The sequence below is a fragment of the Candidatus Enterococcus leclercqii genome (assembly GCF_009933135.1).
GTDB classification, from domain to species: Bacteria; Bacillota; Bacilli; order Lactobacillales; family Enterococcaceae; genus Enterococcus_C; species Enterococcus_C leclercqii.
Map to the genome: position 1 here is coordinate 84,015 of NZ_MAEH01000020.1, position 15,633 is coordinate 99,647.

General features: G+C 44.2%; 19 protein-coding genes. 17 read left to right on the plus strand and 2 right to left on the minus strand.

Features of this window, described 5'->3' with window-relative positions; genetic code table 11:
• Positions 1-5: 5 nt before the first annotated feature.
• A complete protein-coding gene (gene rpmG, locus BAU14_RS12870) occupies positions 6-155 on the plus strand; it encodes a 50S ribosomal protein L33 (protein ID WP_010753318.1) in 150 nt (49 codons plus the stop codon).
• Positions 156-594: 439 nt separating this feature from the next.
• Here the strand turns inward: rpmG and BAU14_RS12875 are convergent, their stop codons facing one another.
• Positions 595-1,548: an ABC transporter substrate-binding protein gene (locus BAU14_RS12875; protein ID WP_161900511.1), complete on the minus strand. Its 954-nt coding sequence runs from the start codon at positions 1,546-1,548 to the stop codon at positions 595-597.
• Positions 1,549-1,715: 167 nt separating this feature from the next.
• On the opposite strand from BAU14_RS12875, the gene BAU14_RS12880 reads away from it, so the two are divergent.
• From BAU14_RS12880 to BAU14_RS12920, 9 genes are all read left to right on the plus strand, one after another.
• Positions 1,716-2,522, plus strand: coding sequence for an ABC transporter ATP-binding protein (locus BAU14_RS12880; protein ID WP_161900512.1), 807 nt, complete (start codon positions 1,716-1,718; stop codon positions 2,520-2,522).
• Positions 2,519-3,508: a FecCD family ABC transporter permease gene (locus BAU14_RS12885; protein WP_161900513.1), complete on the plus strand. Its 990-nt coding sequence runs from the start codon at positions 2,519-2,521 to the stop codon at positions 3,506-3,508. The genes BAU14_RS12880 and BAU14_RS12885 overlap by 4 nt, the downstream gene beginning before the upstream one ends.
• Entirely contained in the window at positions 3,508-4,488 is a 981-nt protein-coding gene (locus BAU14_RS12890; protein ID WP_161900514.1) for a FecCD family ABC transporter permease, read from the plus strand. The genes BAU14_RS12885 and BAU14_RS12890 overlap by 1 nt, the downstream gene beginning before the upstream one ends.
• An 81-nt stretch (positions 4,489-4,569) precedes the next feature.
• The gene (locus BAU14_RS12895; RefSeq protein ID WP_161900515.1) at positions 4,570-5,139 is read left to right on the plus strand and encodes a 5-formyltetrahydrofolate cyclo-ligase; all 570 of its coding nucleotides are present in this window, start codon (positions 4,570-4,572) and stop codon (positions 5,137-5,139) included.
• Positions 5,129-5,827, plus strand: coding sequence for a rhomboid family intramembrane serine protease (locus BAU14_RS12900; RefSeq protein WP_161900516.1), 699 nt, complete (start codon positions 5,129-5,131; stop codon positions 5,825-5,827). The genes BAU14_RS12895 and BAU14_RS12900 overlap by 11 nt, the downstream gene beginning before the upstream one ends.
• A gap of 18 nt (positions 5,828-5,845) precedes the next feature.
• Positions 5,846-6,061 (plus strand): YqgQ family protein, encoded by a 216-nt coding sequence (locus tag BAU14_RS12905; protein ID WP_161900517.1) that lies wholly within the window; start codon positions 5,846-5,848, stop codon positions 6,059-6,061.
• A 48-nt stretch (positions 6,062-6,109) separates the two neighbouring features.
• A complete protein-coding gene (locus tag BAU14_RS12910) occupies positions 6,110-7,075 on the plus strand; it encodes an ROK family glucokinase (protein WP_161900562.1) in 966 nt (321 codons plus the stop codon).
• 65 nt (positions 7,076-7,140) lie between these two features.
• The gene (locus BAU14_RS12915; RefSeq protein ID WP_161900518.1) at positions 7,141-7,551 is read left to right on the plus strand and encodes a rhodanese-like domain-containing protein; all 411 of its coding nucleotides are present in this window, start codon (positions 7,141-7,143) and stop codon (positions 7,549-7,551) included.
• Between the two features lie 110 nt (positions 7,552-7,661).
• Positions 7,662-8,012 carry a DUF488 domain-containing protein gene (locus BAU14_RS12920; RefSeq protein ID WP_161900519.1) on the plus strand — a complete coding sequence of 117 codons (351 nt, stop codon included), beginning with the start codon at positions 7,662-7,664 and terminating at the stop codon, positions 8,010-8,012.
• Positions 8,013-8,323: 311 nt separating this feature from the next.
• On the opposite strand, the gene BAU14_RS12925 is transcribed toward BAU14_RS12920, so the two are convergent.
• The gene (locus BAU14_RS12925; RefSeq protein WP_161900563.1) at positions 8,324-8,491 is read right to left on the minus strand and encodes a DUF3042 family protein; all 168 of its coding nucleotides are present in this window, start codon (positions 8,489-8,491) and stop codon (positions 8,324-8,326) included.
• A 208-nt stretch (positions 8,492-8,699) separates the two neighbouring features.
• Here BAU14_RS12925 and BAU14_RS12930 point away from each other — a divergent pair, with 208 nt between their 5' ends.
• From BAU14_RS12930 to rimI (BAU14_RS12960), 7 genes are all read left to right on the plus strand, one after another.
• Positions 8,700-9,863, plus strand: a complete 1,164-nt coding sequence (locus tag BAU14_RS12930; protein ID WP_161900520.1) for a galactokinase — start codon at positions 8,700-8,702, stop codon at positions 9,861-9,863.
• A gap of 67 nt (positions 9,864-9,930) precedes the next feature.
• Positions 9,931-10,926, plus strand: a complete 996-nt coding sequence (gene galE / locus BAU14_RS12935) for a UDP-glucose 4-epimerase GalE (protein ID WP_161900521.1) — start codon at positions 9,931-9,933, stop codon at positions 10,924-10,926.
• Positions 10,927-11,085: 159 nt separating this feature from the next.
• Entirely contained in the window at positions 11,086-12,573 is a 1,488-nt protein-coding gene (gene galT, locus BAU14_RS12940) for a UDP-glucose--hexose-1-phosphate uridylyltransferase (protein WP_161900522.1), read from the plus strand.
• A 95-nt stretch (positions 12,574-12,668) separates the two neighbouring features.
• Positions 12,669-13,652 carry a LacI family DNA-binding transcriptional regulator gene (locus BAU14_RS12945; protein WP_161900523.1) on the plus strand — a complete coding sequence of 328 codons (984 nt, stop codon included), beginning with the start codon at positions 12,669-12,671 and terminating at the stop codon, positions 13,650-13,652.
• A 257-nt stretch (positions 13,653-13,909) separates the two neighbouring features.
• Positions 13,910-14,629, plus strand: a complete 720-nt coding sequence (tsaB, locus tag BAU14_RS12950) for a tRNA (adenosine(37)-N6)-threonylcarbamoyltransferase complex dimerization subunit type 1 TsaB (RefSeq protein ID WP_161900524.1) — start codon at positions 13,910-13,912, stop codon at positions 14,627-14,629.
• Positions 14,613-15,155: a ribosomal protein S18-alanine N-acetyltransferase gene (rimI, locus tag BAU14_RS12955; RefSeq protein ID WP_161900525.1), complete on the plus strand. Its 543-nt coding sequence runs from the start codon at positions 14,613-14,615 to the stop codon at positions 15,153-15,155. Before tsaB ends, rimI (BAU14_RS12955) begins: the two co-directional genes overlap by 17 nt.
• Positions 15,148-15,630, plus strand: coding sequence for a ribosomal protein S18-alanine N-acetyltransferase (gene rimI, locus BAU14_RS12960; RefSeq protein ID WP_161900526.1), 483 nt, complete (start codon positions 15,148-15,150; stop codon positions 15,628-15,630). The genes rimI (BAU14_RS12955) and rimI (BAU14_RS12960) overlap by 8 nt, the downstream gene beginning before the upstream one ends.
• Positions 15,631-15,633: the final 3 nt, after the last annotated feature.

A 15,633-nucleotide genomic window follows, 5' to 3' on the forward strand; every position in this document is an offset into this window, starting at 1 on the left:
ATAACATGCGCGTAAACATCACTTTAGAGTGTACTTCTTGTAAAGAACGTAACTACTTGACAAGCAAAAACAAACGTAACAATCCTGATCGCTTGGAAAAGAAAAAATATTGCCCACGCGAACGTAAAGTTACTTTGCACCGTGAAACAAAATAAGCTTTGTTTTAACCCTTTGAGACTACGGTTTCAAAGGGTTTTCTTTGATTTTCGATGACGTTTTCCAAGCAAAGGAAATGGGACATAAGTAATTTCCAAGTGCTAAACAGCGGATGTTTAACCACGATTAATAAAAAGTATATGGACGAGGAAAATTTGTGATCATTTTTATGTCTTAGTCCAAAGAGAGAACCTGACCATACGTGTCGAGAGAAGTGAATGACGCTGACTTCCCTTGATGAAGTCAAGGAAAGTCTGTGTTTGAAATTTTTAGCAATGAAAAGAGAAGTCACTTCCACTACTTTTAATGGAAGTGACTTCTCTTTGGCTTGTGGCTCATGTTTGGTATTGTTCGCTTCGTAGGGCGGTGACTCAACTATTGTCACAGCCCATTAATCAAATGGAATTAGAATATTTTTTTGAGGGTTTCGTCTTGAGACTATTTTAGTTTGGCAGAAACATCTTCAATCATCTTGGTATAGGCAATTGGTCCGTTGTACAGCCAACTGTGCTCTGGACTGAATTCCCACAGATGTCCATTTTTTACAGCTGGGATATTTTGCCAGATTTGATCGTTAAACATGGCAGCACCGGTATCGGAATTTACTAAAATCAGGTAATCAGCATCGAGTTGCGCTAATTTTTCCAGAGAAACCGCTGACCAATCGGAGGTTGCCGATGCACTGATTTCTTTTGTTAAGTTGGGAACTGAGAAACCAAGCTGGTTGTACAATAAGTCGCCACTAGAACGGTTATCTGCTACCATGAAAGCCGAATTGTTGGTGACCCACAAAACAGCAACTGATTTGCCCTTAATCTTGTCTTGTAATTGACTTTTGGTGTCTTCTACCAATGAATCATACGTTTTCAAGACTTCAGTGGCTTTGTCGTCTTTTTGCAAGATGCTCGCGATATCTTTTAGCTTGTCCTGCCAAGTCACATCAGCACCGTTTTTCACGACATAGGTCGGAGCAATCTTGCTGTATTCTTCGTATTTTCCGCCTTCAACAGCGGAGTCATCCCCAATCAAAAGCAGATCTGGTTCGTATTCCAGAACTTTTTCATAAGGAAGGTCATAGTTGATGGTAGGGACATCTTTCAATTTATCTTGCAAATAATTTTGCAAAGAGCCGCCGCCGACTGTCCATTGTGCGACAGGCTTTTCATCAAGTGCCACCAGGTAGTCTTCCAAATAACTACCGATAATTCTTTTGGGTTGTCCGGGGATTGTGACTTCGTGGCCCAAATGGTCTTTTTTAACAAGTTCTTGTTTTGCTTGGGAGTCACTGGTGCTGCTGGCAGCTGTCTTTGACCCGTTTGTCTGGCAGGCAGCCAACAATACGGTTGCGGCTAAAGCAGTGCCGAGTGTAAGTAATTTACGATATGATTTCATAGGATGATCCTTTCTTGTAACTGAGAATGATTATCAATTAATGAGTCTATCAGAAATCCTTGGATTGTCAATCTAATAATTTATTGAAGCCACGCGAATTTCGGTTGACGAAGAGTAGTTTCACGGCGATAATTGATAATGATTATCAATGGATTCGAGGGAATAATATGAGTAGACTTCAAGCCGAGGGAGTATCGGCGGGGTACGATAAAAAAGTAATCCTTCATGATGTGACAGTCGTGATTCCTGAAGGACGGATTGTAGGATTGATTGGGCCCAATGGTAGCGGTAAATCAACATTTTTGAAAGCGTTGGCGCGGATTTTGATCCCAGAGAGCGGGCAGGTCCTTTTGGATGAATTGCCACTCGCCAGTTATCCGACAAAAGAAATTGCGCAAAAAATTGCCTTGTTGGCGCAATCCGCAGATGCGAGCATCAGTTTGCCGGTAAAAGAAGTGGTCAGCTATGGTCGGTTTCCTTATGTCAAAGGCTTTCGCCAGTTGAGTAAAGAGGATCATGAGATAGTTGCTTGGGCGCTTGCGGCTACCGGATTGACAGAATTAGCAGAAGTCAACGTCAATTCTTTGTCGGGAGGGCAAAGACAGCGGGTTTGGATTGCAATGGCACTGGCACAAGATACCGATATTTTGATTTTGGATGAGCCCACGACTTATTTAGACCCGGCCCATCAGTTAGAGATTTTGAACTTATTGACAACAATCAATCGTGAGCAAGGCAAAACGATTCTTTTATCCATTCACGATTTGAATTTGGCCTCACGATTTTGTGATTATTTATATGGAATGAAGGATGGAGAACTGCTTTTACAAGGTACACCGGCAGAAGTTCTGACCGAGGCAGGATTAGCAGAACTTTTTGCCATCGCTGCGGTCATCAGTCATTTTCCAAATAGCGATAAACCGCTACTTTTGACCTACGACATGATCAAAGGGAAAGCGGGTGATTTCAAATGAAGTTGCGGCGTTTCTCGCTGGTCTTTGTCCTGTTACTTATTTTGCTGTGCTTGACGTTTGGGCTATCGTTATTTTGGGGTGCGGTGAATATTGATTTTGAAACGATTCGCAGGTCGCTGTTCCAATTTGATGCTAGTGATCAACAACAGCAGATCTTACGGAACATTCGTTTGCCCCGCTTGTTGACAGATCTTTTGATTGGCGGCGCATTTGCGGTTGGGGGCTGTTTGATTCAAGGCGTCACTCGCAATCCCTTGGCGGATTCAGGTTTGTTAGGGATCAATGGTGGTGCCTCTTTAGGCCTGGCGTTGAGTTTTGTATTCTTGCCACAAGCACGACCAATGCAAGTAGCTTTATGCTCATTTATTGGCGCTTTTGTGGCGACATTGCTGATTTTTTGCATTACCCAATTTTCTCGAACCGGCCGCAGTGAAGTCGGATTAGTATTAGCTGGTGTGGCTATTAGCAGCTTTTTTCAGGCGCTGAGTCAAGGCATTGGTCTGTTTTTCAATTTGCAGCAAGATTTGGCTTTTTGGTTTATTGGTGGGACGGCTAATGTAACTTGGGGGCAACTGACCGCAGTGGCTCCGATATTGTTATTGACACTGTTGCTGTGCTTCGGATTGACCCGAGAAGTGAATGTGCTGCTTTTGGGTGAAGAAACAGCAGTTAGTCTAGGGCGTAACCCATCATTGATCAGAGGGATTGTCTTGTTTTTGGTGATGATTCTAGTGGGTGCCAGCGTTTCTTTAGTTGGTCCGGTGGGCTTTGTCGGGTTGCTGGTTCCTCACGTCATGCGTCATTTTGTGGGAACCGATCAGCGTTTGTTGTTGCCTTTGTGTTTTTTAGGCGGGGCCTGGTTGGTGCTGATTGCCGATTTGGCAGCTCGCATGGTGAACCCGCCTTTTGAAACGCCCTTTGGCATTCTGTTAGCGGTGATCGGCGTTCCCTTCTTACTATATAAAGTTTGGCAGGTGGCCGACTGATGAAATCAAAAAAGGTATTTCTACTACTGCTTTTATTGGCGGTCTTCATCGGCAGCCTCATGATTGGTCAAAGAATGTTAAGCATGACGGATCTGCTTGCAATTGCTAAAGGGGAAGCAAGTCGAGCTGTGCAGTTGACTTTCTGGAATTTTCGTTTGCCCCGCAGCCTAGTTGCACTTTTTGGCGGAGCGGGGTTGGCATTGAGCGGCTATCTGCTGCAAGGGCTAACAAAAAATCCGCTGGCTGATGCTGGTGTTCTGGGGATTAATGGCGGAGCCGGCTTGTTGGTGATGCTGTATTTGGGATTTTTTGCCAATGGGTCTGTCTTTTTGCTGCCAGTCACTGCAGCTGTTGGTGGACTACTCTGTGCCGCACTTGTGTATGGGATTGCTTTTTCAGCCGGTCGCTTTGGCTTATCCATGAATAAATTATTGTTGTCAGGAATCGCAGTCAACGCCGGCGTTTCTGCGCTGACCTTATTAGTGACCATCAAACTGTCAAAAGAAAGCTATCAATTTGTGACCGGGTGGCTGGCGGGATCGATTTGGGGAGTTACTTGGCAACATGCACTGCTTTTGATTGTCTGGATTGCTGCTTTGAGTTTGGTGGGCTGGTTCCGACAACCAATCCTCAATTTACTCGCTTTGGGGCGGGAAAGTGCCCTGAGTCTTGGGGTAAAGGTAAATAAAGAACAGTCACTGTTGCTTGTGATCGCGACATTATTAGCTTCTGTCAGCGTAGCTTTTTGTGGGAGTCTAGCCTTTTTAGGTCTGTTGGCTCCGCATATTGCTAAGACGTTGACAGGTCGTCAAGGTACTCAGTCTTATTGGCTGTCAGCTGTTTGTGGCGGTATCATCTTGTTGGTAGCAGACACGTTAGGTCGCTTACTCATGGTTAGTGGCGAAGTGCCGGCGGGAATTTTAATTGCCTTGATTGGTGCTCCTTATTTCTTATATCTGATGCTGAAAAGGAAACTCTGACAAGAAAGACTGTCAGAGTTTGCCATTTTCGGCTTTTTTCGTTACTATTTCTTTTATAGGACAATCACGATAGGAGACAAGATGGATAAAATACAACTTCGGCAAGAAGGCATCAAAAAATTGACGACACTCAGTCAGCAATCGAAGAAAAAGCAGGAAAAAGAAGCAAGAATCGCTGGGCTTCTCTTTGCTTCTCGCAGTTGGCAAGAGGCCAAAACAATCGGATTGGTCCGCTCGACAGCAATTGAATTTGACAATCTTCCTTTGTTCATTCGAGGCTTTGCCGAAAAAAAGCGGTTGGTCGTACCAAAGACTGCTCCCAATCGTCAGTTGGTCTTTCATGAAGTAACTGACGCAAGTAAGTATGTCAAAAGTACTTTTGGTGTGGAGGAACCAGGACACCATGCGCCGATTTTAAAAGAAGCCATCGACTTGTTGCTGGTTCCTGGTGTCATCTTTTCGCCCCAGGGGTATCGTATCGGCTTTGGTGGCGGTTATTATGATCGCTTTTTAGCGGATTTTCCGGGGAAAACCATCAGCTTGGTCTTTAGTGAACAGCTGCGCTCAGATTGGCAGCCGGAGTCCTTTGATCTACCGGTAGACAAACTGATTACCGACACTTATAGAAAAGAGGAACATCATGAATTTTGATTTGAAACGCACCCTCAATCAATGGAAAAACGGCCCATATATTACTTATACCTTGATTGCCATTCAAACAGTAGTCTTTTTACTGGTTTATCTGGCTCCCAGCTTACAATTGCAGCCCAAAGGAGTGATGTACGGTCCTTATGTGGCCTTCTTCCATCAGTATTGGCGCTTTGTCACGCCAATCTTTTTGCACTTTGGTTTGGCGCATTATGCAATTAACTCCCTTGTCTTGTATTTTATCGGTCAGCAGGTGGAAGCATTGTATGGCCACGTTCGCTTTTTAGCCCTGTATCTGTTGAGTGGCATTTTGGGAAATGCCTTCAGCTTTGCGTTTAATACAGCGGGGATTCAGTCAGCTGGCTCCAGTACTGCCATTTTTGGTATCTTCGGTGCCTTTTTGATTCTGGGGATTTATTTCCGTCACAATCCAGCGATTCAAGGGATGGTTCGGCAGTTTGCACTGTTTGTTTTACTGAGTCTGGTATTTGGTATTTTTGACCAATCCATTGATATCTGGGGGCATGTTGGCGGGATTATTGGTGGTCTTTTATTGGGAAATACGATCGCACTGCCGAAAAATCCCGGAAACTATTCCATCCACACGCGAATCATTACTGGAGTTCTCTATGTGTTTCTTTTCGGAATTTGCCTTTTATACGGTTTAAAAAAATACGGAATGCTTGTATAATAGTTAGGTGTGTTGAAAATGGAAAGTCTTTATGATGTACAGCAATTATTGAAAGGTTTCGGGATTATCGTGTATGTGGGAAAGCGAATTTGGGATATTGAATTGATGCAAATCGAACTGCGTAAGTTGTACGATGGGCATCTGGTGGATCATGATACCTACATGACTGCTTGGCATATTCTTAGACGGGAGCACCGCATCGAAGAAAATCGCGAAAATCAACAACTGCCCTAGCTTATTGCTTCAGGAGCAGTAACTGTGATAGGAGAGAAAAACGTGAACATGGACAAAAAAATCATCGGAATCGACCTGGGCGGTACTACTGCCAAATTTGCTATTATGACAGCAGATGGCGAAATCCAACAAAAATGGAGTATCGAAACCAATATTTTGGACGACGGCAGTCATATTGTGCCGGATATTATCGAATCCATTAACCACCATCTGAACTTGTATGGAATGAAGCCGGAAGATTTTATCGGAATCGGTATGGGGACACCAGGCAGCGTTGATATTCAGGCGGGAACGGTTATTGGTGCCTACAATCTGAACTGGACAACACTACAACCGGTAAAAGAGCAGATTGAAACCGGTACCGGAATCAAATTTGCAATCGACAATGATGCTAATGTTGCGGCATTGGGCGAACGTTGGAAAGGTGCCGGGGAGAACAATCCTGATGTGGTCTTCATGACACTTGGCACTGGTGTTGGCGGCGGTATTATCGCAGCAGGCAATCTGCTCCATGGTGTTGCTGGCTGTGCGGGTGAAATCGGGCATGTGACGGTAGATCCTGAAGGGTTTATGTGTACTTGCGGCAAACGGGGGTGTCTGGAAACAGTTTCCAGTGCGACTGGGGTTGTGCGAGTAGCCCGAACAATGGCCGAAGAATATGCCGGCGATTCTGACTTGAAAAAACAATTGGATGACGGGCAAGACATCTCCTCTAAAGACGTGTTTGAAGCAGCTCAAGCAGACGATCCTTTTGCTTTGATGGTAGTGGATAAAGTTTGCTTCTACTTGGGATTGGCTTGTGGCAATCTGGGAAATACCCTGAATCCAGATAGCATCGTGATCGGCGGTGGGGTATCAGCAGCCGGTGAGTTTTTGCGCAGTCGCGTAGAAAACTACTTCCGTGAATTCACTTTCCCGCAAGTGACCAACTCTACGAAAATTAAACTGGCACAATTAGGAAATGAGGCCGGCGTGATTGGTGCCGGATCATTGGCATTGCAGTTCGCAGAATAATACTATGAAGCTACAACCTGTATCTGGTTTTCCAGCGAAGGTTTGTAAAGAAAGGTTTGGAACATATGAAACTGTTTTTAGCACTGAGTGGATTTGGCATGCTCAACATCATTTTAGGACTTGTTGTTTTGGCAATTGCTATCCACGAATTGTATATTTTTATTCAGGGCCGTCGTTCAGCAACGCAACTGACAGAAGAAGAGTTCAAAGAAGGCATGCGTAAAGCGCAAGTAGTAGACATTCGGGAACGGGAAGACTTCAATGCGGGGCACATTTTAGGCGCCCGCAATATCGCTTTTTCCACACTGGCTAATTCTTACGGCAGTTTCCGTAAAGATCAGCCAATCTACTTGTATGAACGTAAAAAATCCTTGGCTGTTCGGGCGGCAATCAAGCTGAAAAAACAAGGGTTTAAAGATATCTATATTTTGAAGACCGGCTACCAAGAGTGGAGCGGGAAAACAAAAAGCAAATAACATAAATGTTAATGACAGTCTGGGATCTGAAACTTAAGCATCCTGGGCTGTCTTTTCTTTTGCCGGGAAAATGACCAGGTGCTACACTTTGATTGGAGGTGGTGGTTTTAATGATTCAGTTGAAAAGAGTATATGAAGCGCCATCAGAAACTGATGGCTATCGAGTATTAGTCGACCGTGTTTGGCCCCGAGGGGAAAAGAAAGTTGAGGCAAAATTGAATGAATGGCTAAGAGACATCGGTCCCAGCAAAGAATTGCGGCAGTGGTTCAATCATGAAGATGAAAAATACCCCGAGTTCAAGAAAAAGTATGAGGAGGAGCTTAAATCAGGTCCACAGGCGGAAGCTTTTGAAAAACTGAAGGCAATCGTAAAAGACCACAAGACGGTCACGCTTTTATATGGAGCGAAAAATGAAGTGCATAATCAGGCAGTTGTTTTGAAAGAATTATTGGAAAGCTAATCAAAAGAGGGCTTGCAGTAAATTTCATGAGACAAAAATAGTTGTAGCTGAGTGCAAAAAAAGCTGTCGCAATTGTAAAGAAAGGCGCTTTGGCAGCACTTACTTGCCCAGGGGAAGTTGGTCAACACTTCAACCTAGTTAGAAAATAGTTGTGATTATTGCCGCTTATGAAAGGTTTACCAATGAAAAGACGGCGAACTTCCGATCAATTAATGGAAGTTCGCCGTCTTTTTTGGCTTACGTTGGTAGTATTCGATTTGCAGAGCAGTGACAAGAAGATTGTCTAAGCCCTGTTTTAGGAATAACTATTATTAGCGGGCGATACGTTTGCGGGCCGCTTTTTTGCGGTTTTCTTCGATCATCGCTTCTTTTTCATCGATGGGATCGATGATTTGCTTTTTGACTGCTACAGCAAAACCAGCTACAGCAGCGGCAGTAGCGACTGTGCCCACTAACAAGCCAGATACAAATTTTTTCATCATCCTTCACCTCAAGTGTAATAGATTTTATAGTTCTATTATGAAGGAAGCCCCAATAAATGAAAAGGAATAACTCTTATAGGTCAGTCTACGTGAAAAAATGAGCAACGATTTAAGTATTTCTCAAGAAACTGCGAAGTGCTACTTGAAAAGATTTAGTAAATATTTTATAATAAATTTACTAAATTAAAAAGCAGAGGTGCACAGCATGGATAAAGATCTTCGTGGTATTTTTAAAGAAAAATTTGGGACAGAAACAGCAGGAGAATACTTCGCGCCGGGACGCATCAATTTGATTGGTGAGCATACCGATTATAACGGTGGCCATGTTTTTCCAGCATCAATCACTATTGGGACATTCGGGTTGGCTAAAAAACGCGAAGATGATCGGGTACGGCTGTATTCTGAAAATTTCCCCGGTAAAGGTGTGATTGAGTTTTCGGTCAATGATCTGGAATTTCGTAAAGAGGATGATTGGACCAACTACCCTAAAGGGATGATTAAATTTTTAAAAGCGGATGGTTATACAATCGACAGTGGTTTGGATATGATTTTTTACGGAACAATTCCAAATGGCGCCGGGTTATCATCTTCAGCTTCCATCGAGTTGCTGACAGGGGTAGTTCTGAATGATCTGTTTGATCTGAAGGTAAAAATGATCGACCTAGTAGAAATCGGTAAGCGGGTAGAAAACAAATTCATCGGCGTTAATTCAGGCATCATGGATCAGTTTGCTATCGGAATGGGCAAAAAGGATCACGCCATTTTATTGGACACCAATACCCTGGAATATGAATTGGTGCCGGCCGAGTTTGGTGAATATGTCGTGGCAATCATGAACACCAACAAGCGTCGGGAACTGGCAGATTCAAAATACAATGAACGCCGCTCGGAATGTGAAAAAGCACTGAGCTTGTTGCAAACGAAGCTTGATATCAAGTCACTGGGAGAATTGGATGGGGCAACTTTCTTTGCTAACACAGAGTTGATTGAAGACGAAACGCTGATTAAGCGCGCCAAACATGCTGTTTTGGAAAATGAACGAACAATGAGAGCCAAAAAAGCGCTGGTGGCCGGTGATTTGGCAACCTTTGGGCAACTGTTAAATGCCTCCCACGCCTCTTTGAAAGACGATTACGAAGTGACTGGAATTGAATTGGATACATTAGTTGCCGCAGCGCAAGCGCAAGAGGGTGTCTTAGGAGCTCGCATGACCGGTGCCGGGTTTGGCGGCTGCGCGATTGCATTGGTGAAGGACAGTGAATGGGACAATTTTGTAAATAACGTTAAACAAGCCTATGTTGATAAAATCGGGTATGGTACAGATATTTATAAAGCATCAATTGATGACGGGGCCCGCAAATTGAATTAATGGGGTATAATCTATGACGAGCAGGTTTCAGTTAAATAAGCTGAAGATTACTTGAGGAGGAAAGCAAATGTCAATTTTAGTATTGGGGGGAGCCGGTTATATTGGTTCTCATGCAGTGGATCAACTAATCAATAAGGGGTATGAAGTTGTCGTGGTGGACAGCTTGTTTACTGGTCACCGGGCTGCCGTTCACCCAGCAGCCAAATTTTACGAAGGGGACATCCGCGACAAAGCATTTTTGTCAGGTGTCTTTGAAAGAGAAGCAATCGAAGGTGTGATGCATTTTGCCGCCTTTTCACTTGTGGGAGAATCTGTTGAAAAGCCATTAAAATACTTTAACAACAACGTATACGGGATGCAGGTCTTATTGGAAGTGATGCAAGAACACGATGTGAAACACATTGTCTTTTCTTCAACTGCTGCAACGTATGGCGAACCAGAAGTTGTACCAATCTCAGAAGAAATGCCTACCAATCCGAAAAACCCTTACGGCGAAAGCAAACTGATCATGGAAAAAATGATGAAGTGGTGTGATGATGCCTATGGGATGAAATACGTTGCTTTGCGTTACTTTAATGTTGCTGGAGCCAAAGCCGATGCATCTATTGGTGAAGACCATGATCCGGAAACTCATCTGGTACCCATCATTTTGCAAGTGGCGCTGGGACAACGGGGAGCACTGAAGATTTTTGGGGACGACTATGCGACACCAGACGGTACTTGTGTGCGGGATTATGTGCAAGTAGAAGATCTGATTGCGGCACATATCTTGGCTTTGGAGTATTTGAAAGCGGGCAATGATTCGAATGTTTTCAATCTGGGATCAAACAATGGCTATTCCGTAAAAGAAATGTTGGAAGCAGCTCGAGAAGTAACCGGCAAAGAAATTCCGGCTGAAATTGCACCGCGTCGGGCGGGAGATCCGGCAAAATTGGTAGCAGCCAGCGAAAAAGCTAAAACGGTTTTAGGCTGGCAACCAGCTTACACGGATGTCAAAGAGATTATCCGCACCGCTTGGAATTGGCATGTGAGCCATCCCAAAGGGTATGACGATAAAAAATAAGCTGGTAAATCAGCTCTGAATTTTTGACAGCGGGCCGGTGGCTGATCGTGGAAGTCTCACAAGGTCACCGGTCTATTTTGTCAATTGAAAAAAGTTGTCTTCAAAAGACAGTTGATTAGGAGAAAACAGCATCTCGCTGTTTTGAAGGGAGAAACAAACATGACTCTCAGTCAGACAATTTTTGATTTTACTACGCTGGCTATTAAAGCTGGTGGTTGGATGGACATGGACCGCATCTATTTGCAAAACCGGATCTTGGGAATGATCGGGGAAGATGCACTGGGAGAATATGAAATCAAGATGCCAGAGCGGACCTCTATCCAGTTGATGGATGAGCTGGTGGCCAAAGCCAAAGCAAACGGTGTAATCGGAGCTACTTTGGCTGAACAAGAAATCTTTGAAGCACAACTAATGGATTTGATGACACCGCCGCCTTCTGTGGTCAATGCGTTATTTGCCCAGCAGTACTCCAAAGATCCCCAAGCGGCGACTGATTATTTCTTTGAATTATGTAAAAATAATGACTATATCAAGACGCGGGCAATCGCCAAAAACATCGTCTTTTTTGCGGAGACTGAGTACGGCAAGCTAGAGATTACCATCAACCTTTCCAAACCGGAAAAAGATCCCAAAGAAATCGCGGCCCAACGCAATGCAGTAGCTGTGGATTATCCAAAATGTATGTTGTGCATGGAAAATGAAGGGTATAAAGGACGAATGAATTATCCAGCCCGCACCAATCATCGAATTATCCGTATGAATTTAGATGGTGAGGGATGGGGTTTTCAATATTCACCTTATGCTTATTACAATGAGCACTGTATCGTTTTACGGGATGAACACGTACCGATGAAAATCTCTCGCAAAACTTTCGAACGCCTGTTGAAAGTCATTGAAGTGTTGCCTCACTATTTTGTCGGCTCCAATGCCGATCTGCCAATCGTTGGCGGCTCAATTTTGAGTCATGACCACTACCAAGGCGGTCGCCACACCTTTGCGATGGCAGAAGCTAAAATCGAAAAAAGCTTTACGCTGCCTGCTTATCCAAAAGTTAACGCCGGTATCGTCAAATGGCCCATGTCGGTGATTCGTTTGCAATCAGACAGCCAAGATCAACTGGTAGCTTGTGCCGATTTTATCCTGAAAAAATGGCAAGGCTATTCCGACGAGTCGGTTTCAGTCCGAGCTGTTTCTGAAGATGGCACTTTGCACCATACCATCACACCGATTGCCCGACGAAATGGCGATCAGTTTGAAATTGATTTGGTCTTGCGGGATAACAATGTTTCAGAAAAATTTCCAGACGGTATTTTCCATCCGCATCCGGAAGTCCAACACATTAAAAAGGAAAACATTGGTTTGATTGAGGTGATGGGGCTGGCAGTTTTGCCGCCACGACTAGCAACGGAGCTCAAAGAAGTAGCCAACTATCTTTTAGATCAACCAAATGAAATTGCACCTATGCATATTCCATGGGCTGATGAAATGAAGAGCAACTACTCTTTGACAGCTGAAAATGTAGAAGCTATTGTACAAAAAGAAGTCGGATTGGTTTTTGCGAAAGTTTTGGAGCATGCCGGTGTATTCAAGCGTGATGAAGTCGGACAAGCCGCCTTCCAACGATTTATTGACACATTGAAAGACTAAAGATATAGAAGTGATTTTTCTGGAACTTTTTGAGCCAGACTGTCATTTTGTGAGTAATATGTCACCTGCAATTTAGAAGTAAGGAGGAATGACCCATGGCCACCATCAAGGATATCGCTGAAAAAGCCGGGGTATCACCGGCGACTGTTTCCCGGGTATTGAACTATGATCCGGAATTGTCGGTGGGTCAAGAGACAAAAAAACGAATTTTTGAGGTAGCCGAGGCGCTCAATTATACAAAGCATAAGAATAAGCAAAAAAGTGAAAATCAACTCTTTCGTCTGATCCAATGGTATGATTCCGAGGAAGAACTGGCTGACTTGTATTATTTGGCTATTCGCCTAGGAATTGAACAGAAGGCAGAAGAATTGAAGGTTCGCTTGATCAAAGAGAACCTAGATGAGCTTTCCGAAGACAAGGCAGATGGCATCATTGCGTTGGGAAAATTTGATGCCAAACAGGTGAAGCGGCTGCAAAAATTAAACGAGCCACTGCTATTCGTCGATTTTGACGGCATGCTTTATGGACAGGACTCCCTTGTGGTGGACTTTCAGCAAGCAGTGGATCTTGTGATTGATCATTTTATCAAGACCGGTCACGAGAAAATCGGCATCTTGTCGGGAATTGAGTATACAAAAGAAAGCCGCAACGAGATTGCTGATCCCCGCAAGCAGTTTTTCCAACAGCGGTTGACCCGTTTGCGCATGTTTCACCCTGAATTTATGATTGCCGGTGAATTTACTGTAAATGGCGGTTACCAAGGAATGAAACACTTTTTGGAAACGGCCCACGAGCTGCCTACCGCCTTGTTTGCTTCCAGTGATGCATTGGCAGTCGGTGCCTTACGAGCCATCCAAGAAGCCGGGTTAAAGGTTCCGGAAGATATTTCCGTGATTGGTTTTAATGATGTCTCCGTCGCGAAATATATTTCGCCAGCCCTTTCGACTGTCCATGTACCAACGGAGTGGATGGGAGAATTGGCATTGGCTACCATGGTGGATATTGCTCGTGAGAAAGCTCCAGTGCCTAGAAAGATCACCATAGGCACGCAATTGGTCTTGCGCGACTCTGCAAAATAAGTAGCTTGAAGCTGAAGCGTAAAAACTAACATACAAAAACGATCCGATGATAGGCACCTGCTGCAATCACTTCTTGATGAGTTGGTTGAGAAGAACACAGGGATTATCTTCGGATATTTTGTATTGGATTAAGGTCGAATGGCGGCTCTTTTAAATTGTGTTACAATATGCTAAAATATATCGTTTGTAAGCGTGAGTGAAAAAAGATTGTTTTTCAAACGTGGAGACGGTTGTTTCAGTAAGAAGGATGGACGAAAATGAAAGTATTGGCCTTTGATACCTCAAATCAGACGTTGACGGTAGCGTTGACGGAAGACAATAAAATCGTGAACGAGTTAATCACCACAAATAATAAAAACCATAGCGTCACATTGATGCCCGCTATTGAACAATTGATGATAGAAGCTGGTTGGCAGCCGGCGGACTTGGATCGGATTGTGACGGCTCAAGGACCTGGTTCTTATACCGGGTTGCGAATTGGGGTGACGACAGCAAAAACTTTGGCATATACCTTGAGAAAAGAGTTAGTAGGTATTTCCAGTCTGGCAGTGATCGCAGCCAACGCTCGGCACAAAACAGGGTTATTGGTGCCGCTGTTTGATGCCCGCCGCCAAAATGTCTATGCCGGTGTCTATCGTTGGCAAAACCATGAGTTGGTAAATGTGGTGCCGGATCGACATCTGCCAGTAGCGCAGCTGGCAGCTGAACTCTCTTCAGAAAAAGAAGTGCTGTTTTTAGGCGCCGATACGGTGAAATTTTTGGATGTACTTAGAGAAGCTGCACCAAATGCGGCTGTCAACGACTTTTCTCAATGGGATTTTCCCCGTGGCAGTATTTTGGCAGAACTGGGAAGTAAAGCCGCGCCCATTGAAGATATCGACAGCTTTTTGCCCGCTTATCTAAAACGGGTAGAGGCGGAGGAAAAATGGTTGACCACTCATTCTCCGGGGGACGAGAATTATGTTGAAAAGATTTAAGGCGCTCACTTCCATTTGGCGGCAAAAAAGAGTACCGCAATATGAGCGTCAAGTCGTCACTATCGGAAATCGGCATTACCTGTTGCGGGAGCTGACAGACGAGGACATCAAGTCACTGATTTTATTGCAAAAAAAAGTCTATGCGGGAACCTTACCGTGGAGTCGTTCTGCTTTTTTATCCGAGTTTGTTTCCCCGCTGCGACATTTGTACCTTTGTGCAGTGTATGAAGATGAAATCATCGCTTTTAGCGGCTGCCGCATCCAAGGAACTGACGGTCATATCACCAATGTGGCGGTGTTACCTGACTACCAAGGACAAGGAATTGGCAGTCGGCTGCTGACGGAGATGGAAGAGTTTTCGGCAGCAAGTGGTTGTGAGACCATGTCTTTGGAAGTGCGTCTTAGCAATCGGGATGCGCAGCGATTGTATCGGAAGCTGGGATTTGTTTCCCGTGCAATCAAAAAAGGCTACTATGACGAGTCCAACGAAGATGCATTGGATATGGTGAAATTTCTCAATGACTAATAAAATAATGATTGAATTATTGGATAAGACGGATGCTTCTGTGGCTGATAAGCTATTTCAATTGGCCACTGCTGCCTATCCAGCCGGCAGCCCGTGGTCTATTCAACAATTTGAAGATGACCTGAAAAATCCCCGAACGTTGTACTTCATAGCGAAAGCAGGGCAGAAAACCATCGCTTTCGTCAGCTGCCATCATCTGTTTGACGAAGGGGAAATCACAAATCTGGCGGTACTTCCAGCATATCGCGGACACCAGTTGGGCCAACGACTTTTGGAAACTTTATTTGCGAAGCTGGTGCAGGAAGAAGCGGTTTTGACTGTTTTTTTAGAAGTTCGGAGTAGTAATAGTCATGCCCAACGTCTCTATCGCAGCCAGCATTTTGAAGTGATAGGCAAACGAAAACAATACTACCAACACCCCTTTGAAGATGCGTTGATTATGCGCAAGCTTTTGTCGGTGGAAAAGAAAGAGTGAAAC